Source organism: Mixta intestinalis (assembly GCF_009914055.1).
Lineage (GTDB): Bacteria > Pseudomonadota > Gammaproteobacteria > Enterobacterales > Enterobacteriaceae > Mixta > Mixta intestinalis.
This window is the reverse complement of sequence record NZ_CP028271.1, coordinates 4,250,661-4,270,476: the sequence shown is the minus strand read 5'-3', so window position 1 is coordinate 4,270,476 and position 19,816 is coordinate 4,250,661. Positions and strand designations below refer to the sequence as shown.

General features: G+C 53.6%; 17 protein-coding genes, 1 tRNA gene and 3 rRNA genes. 17 read left to right on the top strand and 4 right to left on the bottom strand.

All coding sequences use genetic code 11. The features are described from left to right. Positions 1-115 precede the first annotated feature (115 nt). From acuI to C7M51_RS19795, 17 genes are all read left to right on the top strand, one after another. Positions 116-1,099 (top strand): acrylyl-CoA reductase (NADPH), encoded by a 984-nt coding sequence (gene acuI / locus C7M51_RS19875; RefSeq protein WP_160623221.1) that lies wholly within the window; start codon positions 116-118, stop codon positions 1,097-1,099. A gap of 116 nt (positions 1,100-1,215) precedes the next feature. Beyond that, on the top strand, positions 1,216-2,220 hold the full coding sequence (msrP, locus tag C7M51_RS19870; RefSeq protein ID WP_160623220.1) for a protein-methionine-sulfoxide reductase catalytic subunit MsrP: 1,005 nt from the start codon (positions 1,216-1,218) through the stop codon (positions 2,218-2,220). Further along, positions 2,221-2,826, top strand: coding sequence for a protein-methionine-sulfoxide reductase heme-binding subunit MsrQ (gene msrQ / locus C7M51_RS19865; protein WP_160623219.1), 606 nt, complete (start codon positions 2,221-2,223; stop codon positions 2,824-2,826). A gap of 237 nt (positions 2,827-3,063) precedes the next feature. Further along, the gene (gene aroQ, locus C7M51_RS19860; protein WP_160623218.1) at positions 3,064-3,516 is read left to right on the top strand and encodes a type II 3-dehydroquinate dehydratase; all 453 of its coding nucleotides are present in this window, start codon (positions 3,064-3,066) and stop codon (positions 3,514-3,516) included. Positions 3,517-3,537: 21 nt separating this feature from the next. Next, entirely contained in the window at positions 3,538-4,005 is a 468-nt protein-coding gene (gene accB / locus C7M51_RS19855; RefSeq protein WP_160623217.1) for an acetyl-CoA carboxylase biotin carboxyl carrier protein, read from the top strand. Between the two features lie 11 nt (positions 4,006-4,016). Further along, positions 4,017-5,366 (top strand): acetyl-CoA carboxylase biotin carboxylase subunit, encoded by a 1,350-nt coding sequence (gene accC, locus C7M51_RS19850; RefSeq protein ID WP_160623216.1) that lies wholly within the window; start codon positions 4,017-4,019, stop codon positions 5,364-5,366. Between the two features lie 78 nt (positions 5,367-5,444). After that, on the top strand, positions 5,445-5,687 hold the full coding sequence (locus C7M51_RS19845) for a YhdT family protein (protein ID WP_160623715.1): 243 nt from the start codon (positions 5,445-5,447) through the stop codon (positions 5,685-5,687). After that, entirely contained in the window at positions 5,677-7,125 is a 1,449-nt protein-coding gene (gene panF / locus C7M51_RS19840; RefSeq protein ID WP_160623215.1) for a sodium/pantothenate symporter, read from the top strand. Before C7M51_RS19845 ends, panF begins: the two co-directional genes overlap by 11 nt. Before the next feature lie 15 nt (positions 7,126-7,140). Then, entirely contained in the window at positions 7,141-8,022 is an 882-nt protein-coding gene (gene prmA, locus C7M51_RS19835; RefSeq protein WP_160623214.1) for a 50S ribosomal protein L11 methyltransferase, read from the top strand. A gap of 178 nt (positions 8,023-8,200) precedes the next feature. Then, a complete protein-coding gene (locus tag C7M51_RS19830; protein ID WP_160623213.1) occupies positions 8,201-8,935 on the top strand; it encodes a carbonic anhydrase in 735 nt (244 codons plus the stop codon). Between the two features lie 292 nt (positions 8,936-9,227). Beyond that, a complete protein-coding gene (gene dusB / locus C7M51_RS19825; protein WP_160623212.1) occupies positions 9,228-10,193 on the top strand; it encodes a tRNA dihydrouridine synthase DusB in 966 nt (321 codons plus the stop codon). Positions 10,194-10,217: 24 nt separating this feature from the next. Continuing rightward, entirely contained in the window at positions 10,218-10,514 is a 297-nt protein-coding gene (gene fis, locus C7M51_RS19820; protein ID WP_000462905.1) for a DNA-binding transcriptional regulator Fis, read from the top strand. 204 nt (positions 10,515-10,718) lie between these two features. Continuing rightward, positions 10,719-11,639: a kdo(2)-lipid IV(A) palmitoleoyltransferase gene (gene lpxP, locus C7M51_RS19815; RefSeq protein ID WP_160623211.1), complete on the top strand. Its 921-nt coding sequence runs from the start codon at positions 10,719-10,721 to the stop codon at positions 11,637-11,639. Positions 11,640-11,982: 343 nt separating this feature from the next. Beyond that, positions 11,983-13,008: an amino acid ABC transporter substrate-binding protein gene (locus tag C7M51_RS19810; protein WP_160623210.1), complete on the top strand. Its 1,026-nt coding sequence runs from the start codon at positions 11,983-11,985 to the stop codon at positions 13,006-13,008. Between the two features lie 65 nt (positions 13,009-13,073). Continuing rightward, positions 13,074-14,252 carry an amino acid ABC transporter permease gene (locus C7M51_RS19805; RefSeq protein ID WP_160623209.1) on the top strand — a complete coding sequence of 393 codons (1,179 nt, stop codon included), beginning with the start codon at positions 13,074-13,076 and terminating at the stop codon, positions 14,250-14,252. A 63-nt stretch (positions 14,253-14,315) separates the two neighbouring features. Continuing rightward, on the top strand, positions 14,316-15,368 hold the full coding sequence (locus tag C7M51_RS19800; RefSeq protein ID WP_425280984.1) for an amino acid ABC transporter permease: 1,053 nt from the start codon (positions 14,316-14,318) through the stop codon (positions 15,366-15,368). A 10-nt stretch (positions 15,369-15,378) separates the two neighbouring features. Further along, complete coding sequence (locus tag C7M51_RS19795; protein WP_160623207.1) at positions 15,379-16,134, top strand: amino acid ABC transporter ATP-binding protein; 756 nt, start codon at positions 15,379-15,381, stop codon at positions 16,132-16,134. A gap of 115 nt (positions 16,135-16,249) precedes the next feature. Here C7M51_RS19795 and rrf (C7M51_RS19790) read toward each other — a convergent pair. The 4 genes from rrf (C7M51_RS19790) to C7M51_RS19775 form a co-directional block, all read right to left on the bottom strand. After that, positions 16,250-16,365, bottom strand: a 5S ribosomal RNA gene (rrf, locus tag C7M51_RS19790). A gap of 80 nt (positions 16,366-16,445) precedes the next feature. Beyond that, positions 16,446-16,521 (bottom strand) — tRNA-Thr (locus tag C7M51_RS19785). Between the two features lie 14 nt (positions 16,522-16,535). Then, positions 16,536-16,651, bottom strand: a 5S ribosomal RNA gene (gene rrf / locus C7M51_RS19780). 114 nt (positions 16,652-16,765) lie between these two features. Then, positions 16,766-19,671: ribosomal RNA gene (locus C7M51_RS19775) — 23S ribosomal RNA — on the bottom strand. Between the last annotated feature and the right edge of the window lie 145 nt (positions 19,672-19,816).

Sequence of the window (19,816 nt, the reverse complement as noted above, 5' to 3'; positions counted from 1 at the left end):
TAACCGCAGCAGCCTGCAGTTTATTTGCGGCTGGTCAGACGCTGCGCCCATTCGGCGAGTATAGTTGCCAGAGACCTTATGGTTACCATTGAAAATTAACTTTCAGGAGAATCTCATGCAGGCCTTACTGATTGAACAGTCTGACGGCGCGTATAAAACGGTATTGAGTGAAGTTTCACCGCAACAGCTGCCGCCGGGTAACGTAACCGTGGATGTTAACTGGTCGAGCATCAACTATAAAGATGCGCTCGCCATTACCGGGAAAGGAAAAATTATTCGCCACTTTCCGATGGTGCCCGGCATTGATTTTGCCGGTACGGTTCATCACAGTGAAGATCCGCGCTTTCACGTAGGCCAACAGGTGTTGCTGACCGGCTTCGGCGTTGGCGAAACGCACTGGGGCGGTCTGGCAGAACAGGCACGGGTGAACGGTGACTGGCTGGTCGCACTGCCGGAAGGATTGAGTGAACGCCAGGCGATGATTCTCGGCACCGCAGGCTTTACCGCTATGCTCTGCGTGATGGCGCTGGAAGATGGCGGCGTAACGCCCGATAAAGGTGACGTGCTGGTCACCGGTGCCAGCGGCGGCGTCGGCAGCACGGCAGTTGCTCTGCTGAGCGCGCTGGGCTATCAGGTTACGGCGGTCAGCGGGCGTGAAAGCAACGGCGATTACCTGCGTCAGCTCGGTGCTGCTCAGGTTCTGCCGCGGAGCGAATTCGCAGCAGAAGGCCGTCCGCTGGAAAAACAACGTTGGGCTGGTGCGATCGATACCGTTGGCGGTAACGTGCTGGCTAATATTCTGGCACAGGTGCACTATTCTGGCACCGTTGCTGCGTGCGGCCTGGCGGGTGGTTTCACCTTACCCACGACGGTGATGCCTTTTATTCTGCGCAATGTACGGTTACAGGGCGTCGATTCTGTGCAAACGCCAGCGGCGCGACGTACTGAAGCCTGGAAACGCCTGGTCAAAACTATCCCGGCCAGCTTTTACCAGCACGCCACTACCGAAATTTCTTTACAGGAAGCACCGGACGTGGCTCGCCGGTTACTGAATAATGAAGTGACCGGACGTACGCTGGTGAAAATCAGTAAGGCCTAAGCCAGCCAGGAAATTTCATATTTTTGTGCAAAAAGTCGCGATATCGCGGCTTTTTATTTCATGCTTACTCATCTGCTCCCCACGTTATCGTCGGGAAACTGCACAGGAGTAACGCCATGAAGCCCGTTAATAAACTTACCGAAGCGGACGTCACGCCCGAATCAATTTTTTATCAGCAGCGCCGTCAGGTGCTGAAAGCGCTGGGTTTAGGCGCAGCCGCGCTTACGCTTCCCGGCGGCGCTCGCGCTGATTTACTCTCCTGGTTTAAAGGTAACGATCGCCCACCTGCTCCGGCAGGCCGCCCGCTCGATTTTAGCAAACCAGACATCTGGCAGGCGCAGCTACCGCTGACGCCGGAAGATAAGGTCAGCGGCTATAATAACTTTTATGAGTTTGGCCTGGATAAAGCCGATCCCGCCGCCAATGCTGGCAGCCTGCAAACGGATAACTGGAAAGTTCGTATTGATGGCGAGGTGGCAAAACCACTGACGCTGGATATGGACGACATTTTTAAACGTTTCCCTCAGCAGCAACGTATTTATCGCATGCGCTGCGTCGAAGCGTGGTCGATGGTCATTCCCTGGGTCGGTTTTGAACTGGGGCAGCTGTTAAAAGCGGCAGAGCCAACCAGCAACGCGCGTTATGTCGCTTTCCAGACGGTTTATGCACCCGATCAGATGCCTGGTCAGAAAGATCGCTTTATTGGCGGCGGGCTGGACTACCCTTATGTTGAAGGGCTAAGGCTTGATGAGGCGATGCATCCATTAACGCTGCTTTCCACCGGCGTCTACGGCAAAGCGCTGCCGCCGCAAAATGGCGCGCCGATTCGCCTGACAGTACCGTGGAAATATGGCTTTAAGGGCATAAAATCCATCGTACATATCAAGCTGACGCGCGATCGCCCACCAACCACCTGGAATCAGTTAGCGCCGGATGAATATGGTTTTTTCGCTAATGTGAACCCAAAAGTCGATCACCCGCGCTGGTCACAGGCCAGCGAACGCTTTATCGGCAACGGCGGCATTCTGGATGTGAAGCGTCAGCCGACGCTGCCGTTTAACGGCTATGGCGATCGGGTTGCTGCACTTTATCGCGGGCTCGACTTACGGGAGAACTACTGAGTGCGCCTGACGTTAAAACAGATTACCGGCCTGAAAGTCCTGCTCCATCTGGCCGGATTGCTGCCGTTGCTGTGGCTGATTTTCGCCGTATTGCAGGGCAGCGGCCTGAGCGCCGATCCGGCAAAAGATATACAGCATTTTACCGGACGTATGGCGCTCAAGTTTCTGCTCGCCACGCTACTGATATCACCGCTGGCGCGTTATGCCCGCCAGCCGCTGCTGATGCGGGTACGGCGGCTGGTCGGCCTGTGGTGTTTCGCCTGGGCTACGCTGCATCTGGTAAGTTATGCGCTGCTGGAATTGGGCCTTTCTAATTTATCACTGCTCGGTTCAGAACTGATCTCCCGTCCTTATCTTACGCTGGGGATTATCAGCTGGCTGATTCTGCTGGCGCTGGCGTTGACCTCACTGCAAATAGCGCAGCGAAAGCTAGGCCGTCGCTGGCAATTGCTCCACAACACCCTCTATTTGGTAGCTGTTTTAGCGCCAATACATTATGTCTGGTCAGTTAAAACCCTGTCGCCTCAGCCGCTGATTTACGCGTTACTGGCCCTTATTCTCCTCGCCTGGCGCTATAAAAAATTCTGGCGCTGGTTTGCAAAATAGCGGCACAATCTGTGCCGCAGCCCGCATATTTGCCGCATTACGCTAAAAGTTCGCTGTTATCAGGTTGATAAACTTCGCAGATAAGACCAGTATTTAGCTGCGAAAAGTAACGAAATAGATATAATGCCCGGCTTCAGTTGCAATGATGCTTCATTTTTCGCCTTGATAAAGGTGACAAATGGCTTCTCACAAGGTATTTTACGCGATGCCTCGATTATTGCAGGAGATAGCAGCAAAATGGCGCACAATTTTCACATTCTGCTTTTGAACGGCCCCAACCTCAATTTACTGGGGACACGTGAGCCAGAAAAGTATGGGCATACCACGCTGACCGGGATCGTTGACGATCTGACATCGCAGGCCAGCGCGCTGAATGTGAAACTGAGCCATTTGCAGTCGAATGCAGAACACGTTCTGATTGAGCGTATTCACGAGGCGAGAGGCAATGTCGATTATATTGTCATCAATCCGGCGGCTTTTACTCATACCAGCGTGGCGCTACGCGATGCGCTGCTGGCGGTCGATATCCCTTTTATCGAGGTGCATATTACCAACGTACACGCCCGCGAGCCTTTTCGCCACCATTCCTGGCTTTCTGATATTGCTGCCGGCGTAATCTGTGGACTTGGCGTCGACGGTTACTCCTGGGCTTTACAAACGGCAGTAAAACGCCTGTCAAAATCAAATTAAATAGAGTACGGAACCACACTCATGGATATTCGTAAGATTAAAAAACTGATCGAACTGGTTGAAGAATCCGGTATCGCCGAACTTGAAATTTCCGAAGGCGAGGAATCCGTTCGCATCAGCCGCGCACCTGCAGCTCCCGCTTACCCGATGATGCAGCAGGCCTATGTTGCCCCTGCACCGCAGCCTGCTCTGGCTACTGCCGTCGCACCAGCCAGCGCCCCGGCAATGGAAGCGCCAGCCGCTGCGGAACTGAGCGGCCACATCGTTCGCTCTCCGATGGTCGGCACTTTCTATCGCACGCCGAGCCCGGACGCGAAAGCCTTTGTGGAAGTCGGTCAGAAAGTGAATATCGGCGATACCCTGTGCATCGTTGAAGCCATGAAGATGATGAACCAGATCGAAGCAGACAAGGCTGGCGTGGTTAAAGCTATCCTGGTCGAAAGCGGTCAACCTGTTGAGTTTGACGAGCCGCTGGTCGTCATCGAATAACGAGGCGCACCATGCTGGATAAAATTGTTATTGCCAACCGTGGTGAGATCGCCCTGCGCATTTTACGTGCCTGTAAAGAACTGGGCATTAAAACCGTAGCGGTGCACTCCACGGCGGATCGCGATCTGAAACATGTGCTGCTGGCGGACGAAACGGTCTGCATCGGTCCGGCGCAGTCAGTAAAAAGTTATCTGAATATCCCGGCGCTGATCTCCGCAGCGGAAATCACCGGCGCGGTGGCGATTCACCCCGGCTACGGCTTTTTGTCAGAAAACGCCGACTTTGCCGAACAGGTTGAGCGCTCCGGCTTTATCTTTATCGGTCCGCGTGCCGAAACCATCCGTCTGATGGGGGATAAAGTTTCCGCTATTAACGCGATGAAAAAAGCGGGCGTGCCTTGCGTACCGGGTTCTGATGGCCCGCTGGGCGACGATATGGATAAGAACCGCGCCATTGCTAAACGCATCGGCTATCCGGTAATTATCAAAGCCTCCGGCGGCGGCGGCGGACGCGGTATGCGCGTCGTTCGCAGCGATAAAGAGCTGGAAAACTCCATCAGCATGACGCGTGCGGAAGCGAAAGCCGCTTTCAATAACGACATGGTTTACATGGAGAAATACCTCGAAAACCCACGCCACATCGAGGTTCAGGTATTAGCAGATGGTCAGGGCAACGCTATTTATCTGGCCGAGCGTGACTGCTCCATGCAGCGCCGTCATCAGAAAGTGGTGGAAGAAGCCCCTGCGCCAGGTATTACCAGCGAAATGCGCCGTTACATTGGCGAACGCTGCACCCGTGCCTGCGTGGAAATCGGCTATCGCGGTGCAGGTACTTTCGAATTCCTGTATGAAAACGGCGAGTTCTACTTCATCGAGATGAACACCCGTATTCAGGTAGAACATCCGGTAACCGAGATGATTACCGGCGTGGATCTGATCAAAGAGCAGCTGCGTATCGCTGCCGGCCAGCCGCTCTCCATTAAACAGGAAGAAGTGGTAGTAAAAGGCCACGCGGTGGAGTGCCGTATCAACGCGGAAGATCCTAATACCTTCCTGCCGAGTCCGGGCAAAATCACTCGCTTCCATGCGCCGGGTGGTTTCGGCGTGCGCTGGGAATCGCATATCTATGCCGGTTACAGCGTGCCGCCTTACTACGATTCCATGATCGGTAAATTAATCACCTACGGTGAAAACCGTGACGTGGCGATTGCCCGCATGAAAAACGCACTGGCTGAACTGATCATCGACGGTATCAAAACCAACGTTGAGTTGCAGATGAAGATCATGTGCGATGAAAACTTCCAGCACGGTGGAACCAATATCCACTATCTGGAGAAAAAGCTGGGTCTGGTGGAGAAGTAATTCTCCCGTTGCCCCATTTGAGGCCGGCTTGTCCGGCCTTTTCTCTTTCTGGTTTCGTTCATAATGAAAGGCACGATTATGGATGCGCGCTTTATTCAGGCACACCGCGAGGCCCGCTGGTCTTTTTGGCTGGCGGTAGCGTATCTGACAGTATGGGCTCTGTGCGCCTGGCTGGGCGGCATGCAGCCGGGCATTACCGGGCTGCCGCGCTGGTTTGAACTCTCCTGTCTGTTTGCTCCGCTGCTGTTTATTTTTCTCTGCTGGCTGATGATTCGCACCTGCTTCCGCGATATTCCGCTGGAGGATGAACATGCAAGCTGAAGTGATTCTTCCCCTGTTGGGTTATCTGCTGCTGATCGCGGCGCTTTCCGTCTATGCGGTGCGCAAGCGTAGTCAGGGGCGCTTTCTCAATGAATATTTTCTCGGCGGGCGCTCGATGGGTGGTTTTGTGTTGGCGATGACGCTGACCACCACCTATATCAGCGCCAGTTCGTTTATCGGCGGGCCGGGCGCGGCTTATAAATATGGCCTCGGCTGGGTATTACTGTCGGTTATTCAGGTGCCTGCGGTCTGGCTGTCACTGGGCGTTCTGGGCAAAAAATTCGCTATTCTGGCACGGCGCTATAACGCGGTAACGCTCAACGATATGCTCTACGCCCGCTACCGCAGCACGCTGCTGGTCTGGCTGGCGAGCCTCAGCCTGCTGGTAGCCTTTATCGGCGCAATGACGGTACAGTTTATCGGCGGTGCCCGGCTGCTGGAGACGGCGGCTGGCGTACCCTACGATACCGGTCTGTTGGTTTTCGGTCTTACCATTGCGCTCTATACCGCTTTTGGCGGCTTTCGCGCCAGCGTGTTGAACGATGCTATGCAGGGCCTGGTGATGCTGGCGGGCACCTTTCTGCTACTGTTTGCGGTGATCCATACCGCTGGCGGTATGCACGCCGCCGTTACGAAACTACAGCGGATCGATCCGCGCCTGATTACACCGCAGGGTGTAGACGACATCATCAATCCGACCTTTCTCGCCTCTTTTGTTGTGCTGGTCTGCTTTGGCGTGATTGGCCTGCCGCACACCGCCGTACGCTGTATCTCCTATAAAGACAGCAAAGCGGTGCATCGCGGCATTCTGCTCGGCACGATAGTGATGACGATTCTGGTGCTGGGGATGCATCTGGCGGGTGCGCTGGGGCGGGCGATCCTGCCCGATATTTCGATTCCGGACCGCGTAATTCCGACGTTGATGCTGACCGTGCTGCCGCCGTTTGCCGCCGGTATCTTCCTCGCCGCGCCGATGGCCGCCATTATGTCCACCATCAACGCGCAGCTGCTGCAATCCTCCGCAACGATCGTGAAAGACCTCTATCTGCGCCTCTATCCACAACAGTTGCACAATGAGTTACGCCTGCGCCGCCTCTCCGGGATGATTACCCTGGTGCTGGGGCTGCTGCTGCTGCTGGCGGCATGGAACCCGCCCGATATGATTATCTGGCTCAACCTGCTGGCGTTTGGCGGCCTGGAAGCAGTATTCCTCTGGCCGCTGGTGCTGGGGCTGTATTGGGAGAAAGCGAATGCCGCGGGTGCCTTAAGCGCGATGATTATCGGCGCGGTATCCTATACGCTGCTGGCGGCGCTACATCTGGAGCCGGGAGGCTTCCATCCCATCGTGCCAGCCCTGCTGTTAAGCCTGCTGGCGTTTATTATTGGTAATCTGTTTGGCCGTCCAGCACCTGCTGCGGACAATGCTTCCACCGTATAAATAAAGAGAATTGCTATGCCCTGGATACAAATAAAGATCAATACTACCGGCGCGGATGCAGAAGCGCTGGGTGACCTGTTAATGGAACAGGGTGCCGTGTCGGTAACCTTCCAGGATACGCACGACACGCCGGTTTTTGAGCCGCTGCCTGGCGAGACGCGCCTGTGGGGTGATACCGACGCGATCGGCCTGTTTGATGCAGAAACGGATATGGCAGAGATCGTCAGCCTGCTGGAGCAGGATCCGCTGCTCGGACAAGGCTTTCGCCATAAGATCGAGCAGATCGAAGATAAAGACTGGGAACGCGAGTGGATGGAAAATTTTCATCCCATGCGCTTTGGTCAGCGGCTGTGGATCTGCCCCAGCTGGCGCGACGTGCCCGATCCTGATGCGGTAAATGTGATGCTCGATCCGGGCCTGGCCTTCGGCACCGGTACGCATCCCACGACGGCGCTCTGCCTGAGCTGGCTGGATGGTCTGAATCTGCAGGGCAAAACGGTCATCGATTTTGGCTGTGGTTCCGGCATTTTGGCTATCGCTGCGCTGAAGCTCGGCGCGGCTCAGGCAATCGGTATCGATATCGATCCGCAGGCGATTCAGGCCAGCCGAGATAATGCAGAACGCAACGGCGTCTCCGACCGACTGGCGCTCTATCTGCCCCACCAGCAGCCAGCCGAGCTCAGTGCCGATGTGGTAGTCGCGAATATTCTCGCCGGACCGCTGCGCGAGCTGGCACCACAGATTAGCGCCCTGCCGAAAAGCGGCGGGCATCTGGGGCTTTCCGGCATTCTCGCCAGCCAGGCCGAGAGCGTATGTGAAGCCTATGCCGAACGCTTCGCGCTCGATCCGGTAGCGGAAAAAGAGGAGTGGTGCCGTATTACTGGCATTTGCCGTTAACGTTCTCCATCATTGAGCGCGCTGCAAGCCACTATCGTAGCGCGCCATTTCCCTTTTCCGCTTTTCTATTAATTCAGGGACGATTATTTTTTGTACTATCCCTAAGAATTAAGGCGATATCGCTTTAATCACCAAGGCGCACAAGACGCCCGTATTAATCCAAATAAGGAATATCAGGATGCGAAATAAATCAACCGCACTACTGGGCTTGCTGCTGGCATGGACAACGTCAGCAGCTGCGGCTCCTCACTGGTCATATGAAGGCCAGACCTCGCCAGAAAACTGGGGCAAACTCAATGAACAGTGGCAAACCTGTAACGCAGGCAAGTATCAGTCGCCGATAGATATCAGAAACCCGGTAGCTGGCAATCTGCCGCCGTTAGATCTCAACTTTTCCACCCATGCCAAAACCATCATCAACAATGGTCACACGGTTCAGATTGCCGTTGAGGATGAAGATGATTTCAAACTGGATGAGCAACGCTGGGTCTTAAAGCAGTTCCATTTCCATGCCCCCAGCGAAAACCATATCAACGGACAAAGCTTTCCGCTTGAAATCCACTTCGTGCACGCCAACAGCGAAGATGAGCTGGCGGTAATTGCAGTGATGATGACGCCGGGTAAAGCTAATACCGCGCTGGAAACCATTCTGAATGTGCTGCCTGAGCAGGAAAACCAGGAAGTGCCGTTAAACCAGAAGTTCGCTCTGGAGTCGCTTTTCCCACAGGATAAGCACTATTACCGTTTCAGCGGCTCACTTACCACGCCGCCCTGTAGCGAAGGCGTTATCTGGCTGGTAATGAAGCAGCCTGTTGAAGCCTCCGAAGCACAGCTGAAACGCTTTACTGAGGCGCTGCGTCACTCCAACAACCGTCCGTTGCAGCCGCTGCACGGTCGTCAAATCGTTCACTAACGGCAGTTTCTTACCTGCCCAGACGCGTGATTCCTTCTGAAAGTTCGGTTTTACGCGTCTGAAACCGCCTTTTAGAGTGCGGAGGCGATCACAATTTAAGAAAAATCTTTGCTCACAATTTCAGCTTATATTTATAATTGCCTGTTTTTAAAAGAAAAGTTTTTATTGAACGAACAGTAGCCTACATTTCCATGATTTTTCCCCGCTGATTGTTCAAAGTTTGGCCTTTCATCTTCGCTAAAAAATGCGTAATATACGCCGCCTTGCGAGTAGATATGGTCACTTCTTTTTCATGCGCATTGGACAACACCAGCTCCGTAACCAATTGATAGCCGCTCCGATGGCCGGTATTACCGATAAGCCTTTCAGGACGCTCTGCTATCAGATGGGAGCCGGTATGACCGTTTCTGAGATGATGTCGTCGAACCCAGAGGTTTGGGCCAGCGATAAATCTCGTTTGCGTATGGTACACAGTGACGAGCCCGGAATTCGCACCGTGCAAATTGCCGGTTGCGATCCTGATGATATGGCCGAAGCGGCGCGGATTAATGTGGCATCCGGCGCACAGGTTATTGATATCAATATGGGCTGCCCGGCAAAAAAGGTAAATCGTAAGATGGCCGGCTCTGCCTTACTGCAGTATCCCGACGTGGTGAAAAGTATTCTTACCGCGGTGGTAAATGCCGTAGACGTACCGGTGACCTTAAAGATACGTACCGGCTGGGACAGAGAAAACCGTAATTGCACTGAAATTGCCCAATTGGCTGAACGTTGTGGTATCCAGGCCCTGACCATTCATGGACGTACCCGCGCCTGTTTGTTCAACGGCAATGCTGAATACGACAGCATTCGGACAGTTAAGCAGAACGTTTCCATTCCGGTTATCGCGAACGGAGACATTACTGACCCGCACAAGGCCAGAGCGGTGCTCGACTATACGGGGGCTGATGCCCTGATGATAGGCCGCGCCGCTCAGGGAAGACCGTGGATCTTCCGGGAAATCCAGCATTATCTGGACACTGGGGAGTTGCTCCCACCCATGCCACTGGCAGAAGTGAAGCGCTTGCTCATCGAGCACATACGGGAACTGCACGACTTTTACGGTCACGGCAAGGGATACCGTATTGCACGAAAACACGTCTCCTGGTATCTCCAGGAGCACGCCCCGAACGACCAGTTTCGGCGCACATTCAACGCCATAGAGGATGCCAGCGAACAGCTGGAGGCGTTGGAGGCATACTTCGAAAAACTTGCGTAAACGAAATAAAGAGCTGACAGAACTATGTTCGAACAACGCGTAAATTCTGACGTACTGACCGTTTCTACCGTTAACTCACAGGATCAGGTAACGCAAAAGCCGCTGCGTGATTCGGTAAAACAGGCACTGAAGAACTATTTTGCTCAACTGAATGGTCAGGATGTGAATGACCTGTATGAGCTGGTACTGGCTGAAGTAGAGCAGCCTCTGTTGGACATGGTGATGCAATATACCCGTGGCAACCAGACCCGTGCAGCCCTGATGATGGGCATCAACCGCGGTACGCTGCGTAAGAAACTGAAAAAATACGGTATGAACTAATCCTCACCGCCGTAAAAAAGGCGCTCCTTCGGGATGCGCCTTTTTTATTGCCTGGATCTTATTTTTTGTCGACTTTTTGTAAATTTAGGTTTACCTGCCTAACTTCTCCATCCTACCGCTGTCTGAGTATCTGTACCGCGATTGATTGAAATCCGATTGACATCATTATGCGTTACAACCTTTTTTATTGCATAAGTGAGAGTCATGAAATCGTCGCCACAATTTAGTTTTGATCTGCTACATCCTCGCTATTGGTTGAATTGGTTTGGTCTTATCGTTCTGTTCCTGCTGGTACAACTTCCCTTTCCAATGATTGAACGACTTGGCGTCTGGATGGGGCGCACCTCAATGCGTTTTCTTCCACGGCGAGTACGCATTACGCGCCGTAACCTTGAACTCTGCTTTCCGGACCTCAGCCCTTACGAACTGGATCAGCGTATCGTGCATAACTTCGAATCATTAGGCATGGGCCTGATGGAAACCGGCATGGCATGGTTCTGGCCAGATAGCCGGGTTAAACGCTGGTTTACCGTTAATGGCCTGCATAACCTGCAGGCGGCGCAGCAGAACAAACGTGGCGCGCTGATCATTGGCGTACATTTTATGTCGCTGGAGCTGGGCGGGCGCACGATGGGGCTATGTCAGCCAATGATGGCAATGTATCGTCCCCATAACAGTAAACTAATGGAGTGGGTACAAACCAAAGGTCGCACCCGCTCGAATAAAGCGATGATAGATCGTCGCGATCTGCGCGGCATGGTGAAAGCCCTGAAACAGGGCGAAGCGGTCTGGTTTGCTCCCGATCAGGATTACGGTCCGAAAGGTAGCGTGTTCGCTCCGCTATTTGCGGTGCCTCAGGCAGCGACCACCAGCGGTACTTTTATGCTTGCTCGCCTGGCACGTCCGGCAATGATTACCGTAGTGCTGATTCGTAAAGAACGCGGTCAGGGCTATGAACTGGTGATTCAGCCACAGCTGGAAGATTATCCGCTGGATGATGAACAGGCTGCCGCCGCCTATATGAATAAAATTATCGAGCGGGAAATCCTGCGTGCGCCCAGCCAGTATTTATGGCTGCACCGCCGGTTTAAGACACGCCCGACTGGCACCGCCTCTCTTTATTAAGCTATCTCATCCTTATAGCCCGTCCGTTGCCAGACTGACGGGCTTTTTTTTATCCCACCGGTGCAATCTGCATTAACGCGCGCCAGCTCACATTGTCGAAACGGAAAAGATCTCATTGCACACTTTGTGATCGCATCGACTTACGCTGCATCATACTGGTGCGCGATAGTAACCTGACCATCCAGTTACGCTGAGTTATCACCACTCTCTTCCCCGAATTCAGGAATCTATCACTCTGGCACCTTCTTTGCAGAGTAGTGGATGGCTGACCGCCGCAGACAGGAAAAGCGCATTTCCGCGCTCGTCACAACAACAATAACGCCCATGCCACACAGGATAATGTATGAATAAGAAAATGCTTTCCGCTTTGGTCACCGCCGCGTCGCTGTTCGCTGTGGCGAATCAGGCTCACGCCGGGACAACGCTTGACGCAATTAAGAAGAAAGGGTTTGTGCAGTGCGGGATCAGCGATGGTCTGCCGGGTTTTTCCTACGCTGACGCTAGCGGAAAATTTACCGGCCTGGATGTGGATATCTGCCGGGCTACCGCTGCCGCGATATTTGGCGATGCCACTAAGGTTAAATATACGCCACTGACGGCTAAAGAGCGCTTTACCGCCTTACAGTCTGGCGAAGTGGACATTTTGTCGCGCAATACCACCTGGACTTCATCACGTGATGGCGGCATGGGCTTCCTGTTTGCTGGCGTGAACTACTATGACGGCATCGGTTTTCTGACCCACAACAAAGCGGGCCTGAGGAGTGCCAAAGAACTGGACGGCGCAACCGTCTGTATCCAGGCCGGCACTGATACTGAACTGAACGTGGCTGACTATTTCAAAGCCAACAAGATGCAGTACACCCCGGTTACTTTCGATCGCTCGGACGAATCGGCCAAGGCGCTCGACAGCGGGCGCTGCGATACTCTTGCCTCTGACCAGTCGCAGCTTTATGCGCTGCGGATCAAACTAGGCAAACCGGATGAATTTATTGTCCTGCCGGAAGTGATCTCAAAAGAGCCGCTGGGCCCGCTGGTACGCCGCGGCGACGATGAGTGGTTTACCATCGTGAAGTGGTCTTTTTACGCCATGCTGAATGCTGAAGAGATGGGTATCAGCGCTAAAAACGTAGATCAAATGGCCGCTAAACCTACTACGCCTGATATGGCGCATCTGCTGGGTAGCGAAGGCGATTTTGGCAAGGATTTGAAGTTAGATAACAAGTGGGCCTACAACATTATCAAGCAGGTCGGCAATTACCAGGAGAGTTTCGATCGCAACGTTGGTAAAGACAGCCCGCTGAAAATTGCCCGTGGTCAGAATGCGCTCTGGAAAGATGGCGGAATTCAGTACGCGCCGCCCGTGCGCTAACTTCCATTATTAAACCGGGCGTCATTGCGGCGCCCACGCCGGTATTCTCGTTATTGAGGTTTATCATGCTGCAACGTTCAGGCATGAAAAGGGATTTTTCATTCTCAAATCCGGCGGTTCGCGCCTGGCTTTATCAGATCCTGGCGATCATTACCGTTTTAGCTGCAGTGGGTTACCTTATCCATAATAGCGTAGCCAATCTGGCAAACCGCGGCATAACCTCCGGCTTCGGCTTTTTAGAACGCAACGCTGGCTTTGGCATTGTGCAGCATCTTATCGATTATTCGGAAGGTGATACCTATGCCCGCGTTTTCCTGGTCGGATTAACCAATACGCTGCTGGTTTCCGCCCTCTGTATTTTATTCGCTTCGGTGCTTGGCTTTTTTATCGGCCTGGCGAGGCTCTCTGATAACTGGCTGCTGCGTAAACTCTCCACTATCTACATTGAGATCTTCCGTAATATTCCGCCGCTGCTGCAAATCTTTTTTTGGTATTTCGCCGTCCTGCGTAACCTGCCCGGCCCGCGCCAGGCCATCAGCGCGTTCGATCTGGCATTTATCAGTAATCGTGGACTCTATATTCCCTGGCCGGAATACAGCGCGGGAACCGTCCCTTTTATTATCGCGCTACTGCTGGCATTCATCCTTTCAGCGGCGCTGTTTCGTTATCACCGACGCTATCAGCTAAAAACCGGACGGCTACGCCGCACCTGGCCCGCGGCGCTGGCGATGCTGATAGTGTTTCCCGGAATATCATACCTGTTGTTTGGTGCGGCGATACACTGGGACGTGCCTGCCCTGCGCGGCTTTAATTTTCGTGGCGGCTTTGCGTTAATCCCTGAGCTGGCAGCGCTGACGCTGGCGCTCTCTATCTATACCTCTTCGTTTATTGCCGAGGTCATTCGCTCCGGCATCCAGTCGGTACCGCACGGCCAGCATGAGGCAGCAATGTCGCTCGGCCTGCCAAACCCGGTAACGCTACGGCAGGTGATTATCCCGCAGGCGATGCGGGTCATTATTCCGCCGTTAACCAGCCAGTACCTGAATATTGTTAAAAACTCTTCTCTGGCCGCCGCCATTGGCTATCCCGATATGGTGTCGCTGTTTGCCGGAACGGTGCTGAATCAAACCGGCCAGGCAATTGAAACCATCGCGATCACTATGGCGGTTTACCTGACTATCAGTTTGCTGATTTCTCTGCTGATGAATATCTACAACCGCAAAATCGCGCTGGTTGAGCATTAAAAGGTACGCACTATGACAACAGTCACGACTGATCATCTCCCTCCGGTACCGACGAACGTACTAATGCGCGCTGTCCAATGGATGCGTAAGAATCTCTTTTCCAGCTGGTTTAACTCAATCCTGACTTTGCTGTGTTTGTGGCTATTCTGGCAGATTATACCGCCTGCACTGAACTGGCTGCTTTTGCAGGCTAACTGGGTGGGCGACAGCCGGGCTGACTGCACCAAAGATGGTGCCTGTTGGGTGTTTATCCATGCACGCTTTGGCCAGTTTATGTATGGACTCTATCCTCATGAACTGCGCTGGCGCATTAACCTGACGCTGGCGATCGGCGTGCTTTCACTGATTCCGATGTTTATTCGCCTCCTTCCCCGGCGCGGTCGCTACATCGCCGCCTGGGCCGTTATCTATCCGCTATTTGTCTGGCTGATGCTTTATGGTGGGCTGTTTGGGCTGGAGCGCGTCGAAACACGCCAGTGGGGTGGCTTAACGCTGACGCTGATTATCGCCGCGGTGGGCATCGCTGGCGCATTGCCGTTGGGTATTCTGCTGGCATTGGGCCGACGCTCATCGATGCCGATAGTCAGAACGCTCTCAACAATCTTTATTGAGTTCTGGCGTGGCGTACCGCTGATTACCGTTTTATTTATGTCATCGGTTATGCTGCCGCTCTTTATGGCGGAAGGGACTTCCATCGATAAGCTGGTAAGGGCGCTGGTCGGCATTATTCTGTTCCAGTCCGCTTATGTTGCTGAAGTGGTCAGGGGCGGACTACAGGCGCTGCCAAAAGGACAAACTGAAGCAGCAGAATCGCTGGCGTTAGGCTACTGGAAAACGCAGCTGCTGGTGATCTTGCCGCAGGCGCTAAAGCTCACCATTCCCGGACTGGTCAATACCATTATTGCGCTGTTTAAAGATACCAGTCTGGTCATCATTATCGGCCTGTTCGATCTTTTTAGTAGCGTACAGCAGGCTACCGTCGATCCTGAATGGCTGGGGATGTCCACGGAAGGCTATGTATTCGCCGCGCTGATCTACTGGATCTTCTGTTTCAGCATGTCGCGCTACAGCCAGCATCTGGAAAAACGTTTTCACACCGGGCGTAAACCTTATTAAGGATCACATCATGCCATCCGTAACGCACTCCACTGAAGCGATGATCACGCTCGAAAACGTGAATAAATGGTACGGTCAGTTTCACGTGCTGAAGAATATTAATCTAACGGTTAAACCACGAGAACGTATTGTATTATGCGGGCCGTCCGGTTCAGGAAAATCAACCACGATACGCTGTATTAATCATCTGGAAGAGCATCAGCAAGGGCGCATCGTCGTGGACGGCATTCATCTGAATGAGGACTTACGCAATATAGAGAAAGTACGCACGGAAGTAGGGATGGTATTTCAACACTTTAACCTGTTTCCTCATCTGACCGTTTTACAAAACTGTACGCTGGCACCGCTCTGGGTACGCAAAATCGCCAGAAAAGAAGCGGAAGAGCTCGCTATGCATTATCTGCAACGGGTGCGGATCGCTGAGCATGCGCATAAGTTTCCAGGACAACTTTCCGGTGGTCAACAACAGCGCGTAGCGATTGCACGTTCGCTCTGCATGAAGCCGAAAATCATGCTGTTTGATGAGCCGACGTCTGCGCTCGATCCTGAAATGGTTAAGGAAGTGCTGGATACCATGATAGGACTGGCAGAGGATGGCATGACGATGCTTTGCGTTACTCACGAAATGGGATTTGCCCGCACCGTTGCCGATCGCGTAATTTTTATGGATAGCGGGGAGATCGTTGAACAGGCACCGCCGCAAGAGTTTTTTGCCCATCCTCGCTCAGAAAGAACGCGCAAATTTCTGTCGCAGGTTATACATTAGCTGGGCGCAGCCCTGGCAAACGCCGGGGCGTTTCATTACCGTCTGCTGTAGTAAAGCCGATACGACAGAAACGAAAAAGCCTCAGCTTTCGCTGAGGCTTCGTCGTTTGTTTGATGCCTGGCAGTTCCCTACTCTCGCATGGGGAAGCCCCACACTACCATCGGCGCTACGGCGTTTCACTTCTGAGTTCGGCATGGGGTCAGGTGGGACCACCGCGCTCTTGCCGCCAGGCAAATTCTTTATAAGCTGTCAAAGACGACTTATTTAATCTTTTTTAAAGGGGCCGCAATCTTGCTCGCCCTGCGTAAAACTGGTGCTGATACCCAGAGTCGAACTGGGGACCTCACCCTTACCAAGGGTGCGCTCTACCAACTGAGCCATATCAGCACACTAAATTTGATGCCTGGCAGTTCCCTACTCTCGCATGGGGAAGCCCCACACTACCATCGGCGCTGCGGCGTTTCACTTCTGAGTTCGGCATGGGGTCAGGTGGGACCACCGCGCTCTCGCCGCCAGGCAAATTCTTGTCGCCGGAACGCGCTTTTACCCGCTCCCGCTTGATGCTTTAATCCGGTGAACAAACTGAAAATTCTCGCGTCTCTCTCTTTCCCCAAAACGCTTCCGGCGTTGTAAGGTTAAGCCTCACGGGTCATTAGTACCGGTCAGCTCAACGCATCGCTGCGCTTACACACCCGGCCTATCAACGTCGTCGTCTTCAACGTCCCTTCAGGAGGCTCAAAGGCCTCAGGGAAGACTCATCTCGAGGCAAGTTTCGTGCTTAGATGCTTTCAGCACTTATCTCTTCCGCACGTAGCTACCGGGCAGTGCCATTGGCATGACAACCCGTACACCAGCGGTGCGTTCACTCCGGTCCTCTCGTACTAGGAGCAACCCCTCTCAGTCTTCCAGCGCCCACGGCAGATAGGGACCGAACTGTCTCACGACGTTCTAAACCCAGCTCGCGTACCACTTTAAATGGCGAACAGCCATACCCTTGGGACCTACTTCAGCCCCAGGATGTGATGAGCCGACATCGAGGTGCCAAACACCGCCGTCGATATGAACTCTTGGGCGGTATCAGCCTGTTATCCCCGGAGTACCTTTTATCCGTTGAGCGATGGCCCTTCCATTCAGAACCACCGGATCACTATGACCTGCTTTCGCACCTGCCCGAGCCGTCACTCTCGCAGTCAAGCCAGCTTATGCCATTGCACTAACCTCACGATGTCCGACCGTGATTAGCTGACCTTCGTACTCCTCCGTTACGCTTTGGGAGGAGACCGCCCCAGTCAAACTACCCACCAGACACTGTCCGCAGCCCGGGTAACGGGCCTACGTTAGAACACCAGCCATTAAAGGGTGGTATTTCAAGGGCGGCTCCACGCGGACTGGCGTCCGCGCTTCAAAGCCTCCCACCTATCCTGCACATCAAGGACCGGTGTTCAGTGTCAAGCTGTAGTAAAGGTTCACGGGGTCTTTCCGTCTTGCCGCGGGTACACTGCATCTTCACAGCGAGTTCAATTTCACTGAGTCTCGGGTGGAGACAGCCTGGCCATCATTACGCCATTCGTGCAGGTCGGAACTTACCCGACAAGGAATTTCGCTACCTTAGGACCGTTATAGTTACGGCCGCCGTTTACCGGGGCTTCGATCAAGAGCTTCGCGTTGCCGCTGACCCCATCAATTAACCTTCCGGCACCGGGCAGGCGTCACACCGTATACGTCCACTTTCGTGTTTGCACAGTGCTGTGTTTTTAATAAACAGTTGCAGCCAGCTGGTATCTTCGACTGGCCTCGGCTCCGGGAGCAAGTCCCCTCACCTACGCGCCAGCGTGCCTTCTCCCGAAGTTACGGCACCATTTTGCCTAGTTCCTTCACCCGAGTTCTCTCAAGCGCCTTGGTATTCTCTACCTGACCACCTGTGTCGGTTTGGGGTACGATTCCGCGTTACCTGGAGCTTAGAGGCTTTTCCTGGAAGCAGGGCATTTGTTGCTTCAGCGCCGTAGCGCCTCGTCATCACGCCTCAGCCTTAAGCATCCGGATTTGCCTGGATGCTCAGCCTACACGCTTAAACCGGGACAACCGTCGCCCGGCCAACATAGCCTTCTCCGTCCCCCCTTCGCAGTAACGCCGAGTACGGGAATATTAACCCGTTTCCCATCGACTACGCCTTTCGGCCTCGCCTTAGGGGTCGACTCACCCTGCCCCGATTAACGTTGGACAGGAACCCTTGGTCTTCCGGCGAGCGGGCTTTTCACCCGCTTTATCGTTACTTATGTCAGCATTCGCACTTCTGATACCTCCAGCATGCCTCACAGCACACCTTCGCAGGCTTACAGAACGCTCCCCTACCCAACAACACTTACGTGTCGCTGCCGCAGCTTCGGTGCATGGTTTAGCCCCGTTACATCTTCCGCGCAGGCCGACTCGACCAGTGAGCTATTACGCTTTCTTTAAATGATGGCTGCTTCTAAGCCAACATCCTGGCTGTCTGGGCCTTCCCACATCGTTTCCCACTTAACCATGACTTTGGGACCTTAGCTGGCGGTCTGGGTTGTTTCCCTCTTCACGACGGACGTTAGCACCCGCCGTGTGTCTCCCGTGATAACATTCTCCGGTATTCGCAGTTTGCATCGGGTTGGTAAGCCGGGATGGCCCCCTAGCCGAAACAGTGCTCTACCCCCGGAGATGAATTCACGAGGCGCTACCTAAATAGCTTTCGGGGAGAACCAGCTATCTCCCGGTTTGATTGGCCTTTCACCCCCAGCCACAGGTCATCCGCTAATTTTTCAACATTAGTCGGTTCGGTCCTCCAGTTAGTGTTACCCAACCTTCAACCTGCCCATGGCTAGATCACCGGGTTTCGGGTCTATACCCTGCAACTTAGCGCCCGGTTAAGACTCGGTTTCCCTTCGGCTCCCCTATGCGGTTAACCTTGCTACAGAATATAAGTCGCTGACCCATTATACAAAAGGTACGCAGTCACCTAACAAGTAGGCTCCCACTGCTTGTACGTACACGGTTTCAGGTTCTGTTTCACTCCCCTCGCCGGGGTTCTTTTCGCCTTTCCCTCACGGTACTGGTTCACTATCGGTCAGTCAGGAGTATTTAGCCTTGGAGGATGGTCCCCCCATGTTCAGACAGGATACCACGTGTCCCGCCCTACTCGTCGAACTCACAGCGCATGCGCTTTTGTGTACGGGACTGTCACCCTGTACCGTGCGCCTTTCCAGACGCTTCCACTAACACACGCGCTGATTCAGGTTCTGGGCTCTTCCCCGTTCGCTCGCCGCTACTCAGGGAATCTCGGTTGATTTCTTTTCCTCGGGGTACTTAGATGTTTCAGTTCCCCCGGTTCGCCTCATGCCACTATGTATTCATGACATGATAGTGCAACGGATTGCACTGGGTTTCCCCATTCGGGTATCGCCGGTTATTGCGGTTCATATCACCTTGCCGGCGCTTATCGCAGATTAGCACGCCCTTCATCGCCTCTGACTGCCAGGGCATCCACCGTGTACGCTTCGTCGCTTAACCTCACAACCCGCAAGCGTCTCGTGAGACACTTACCGGCGCGAGAAATTGAGAGACTCTGAACGGCTTCTGTAAAAAAGCCGCTCTTTCAAATTTTCAGCTTGTTCCGGATTGTTAAAGAGCAATACTTCACAATACATTCGTGAAT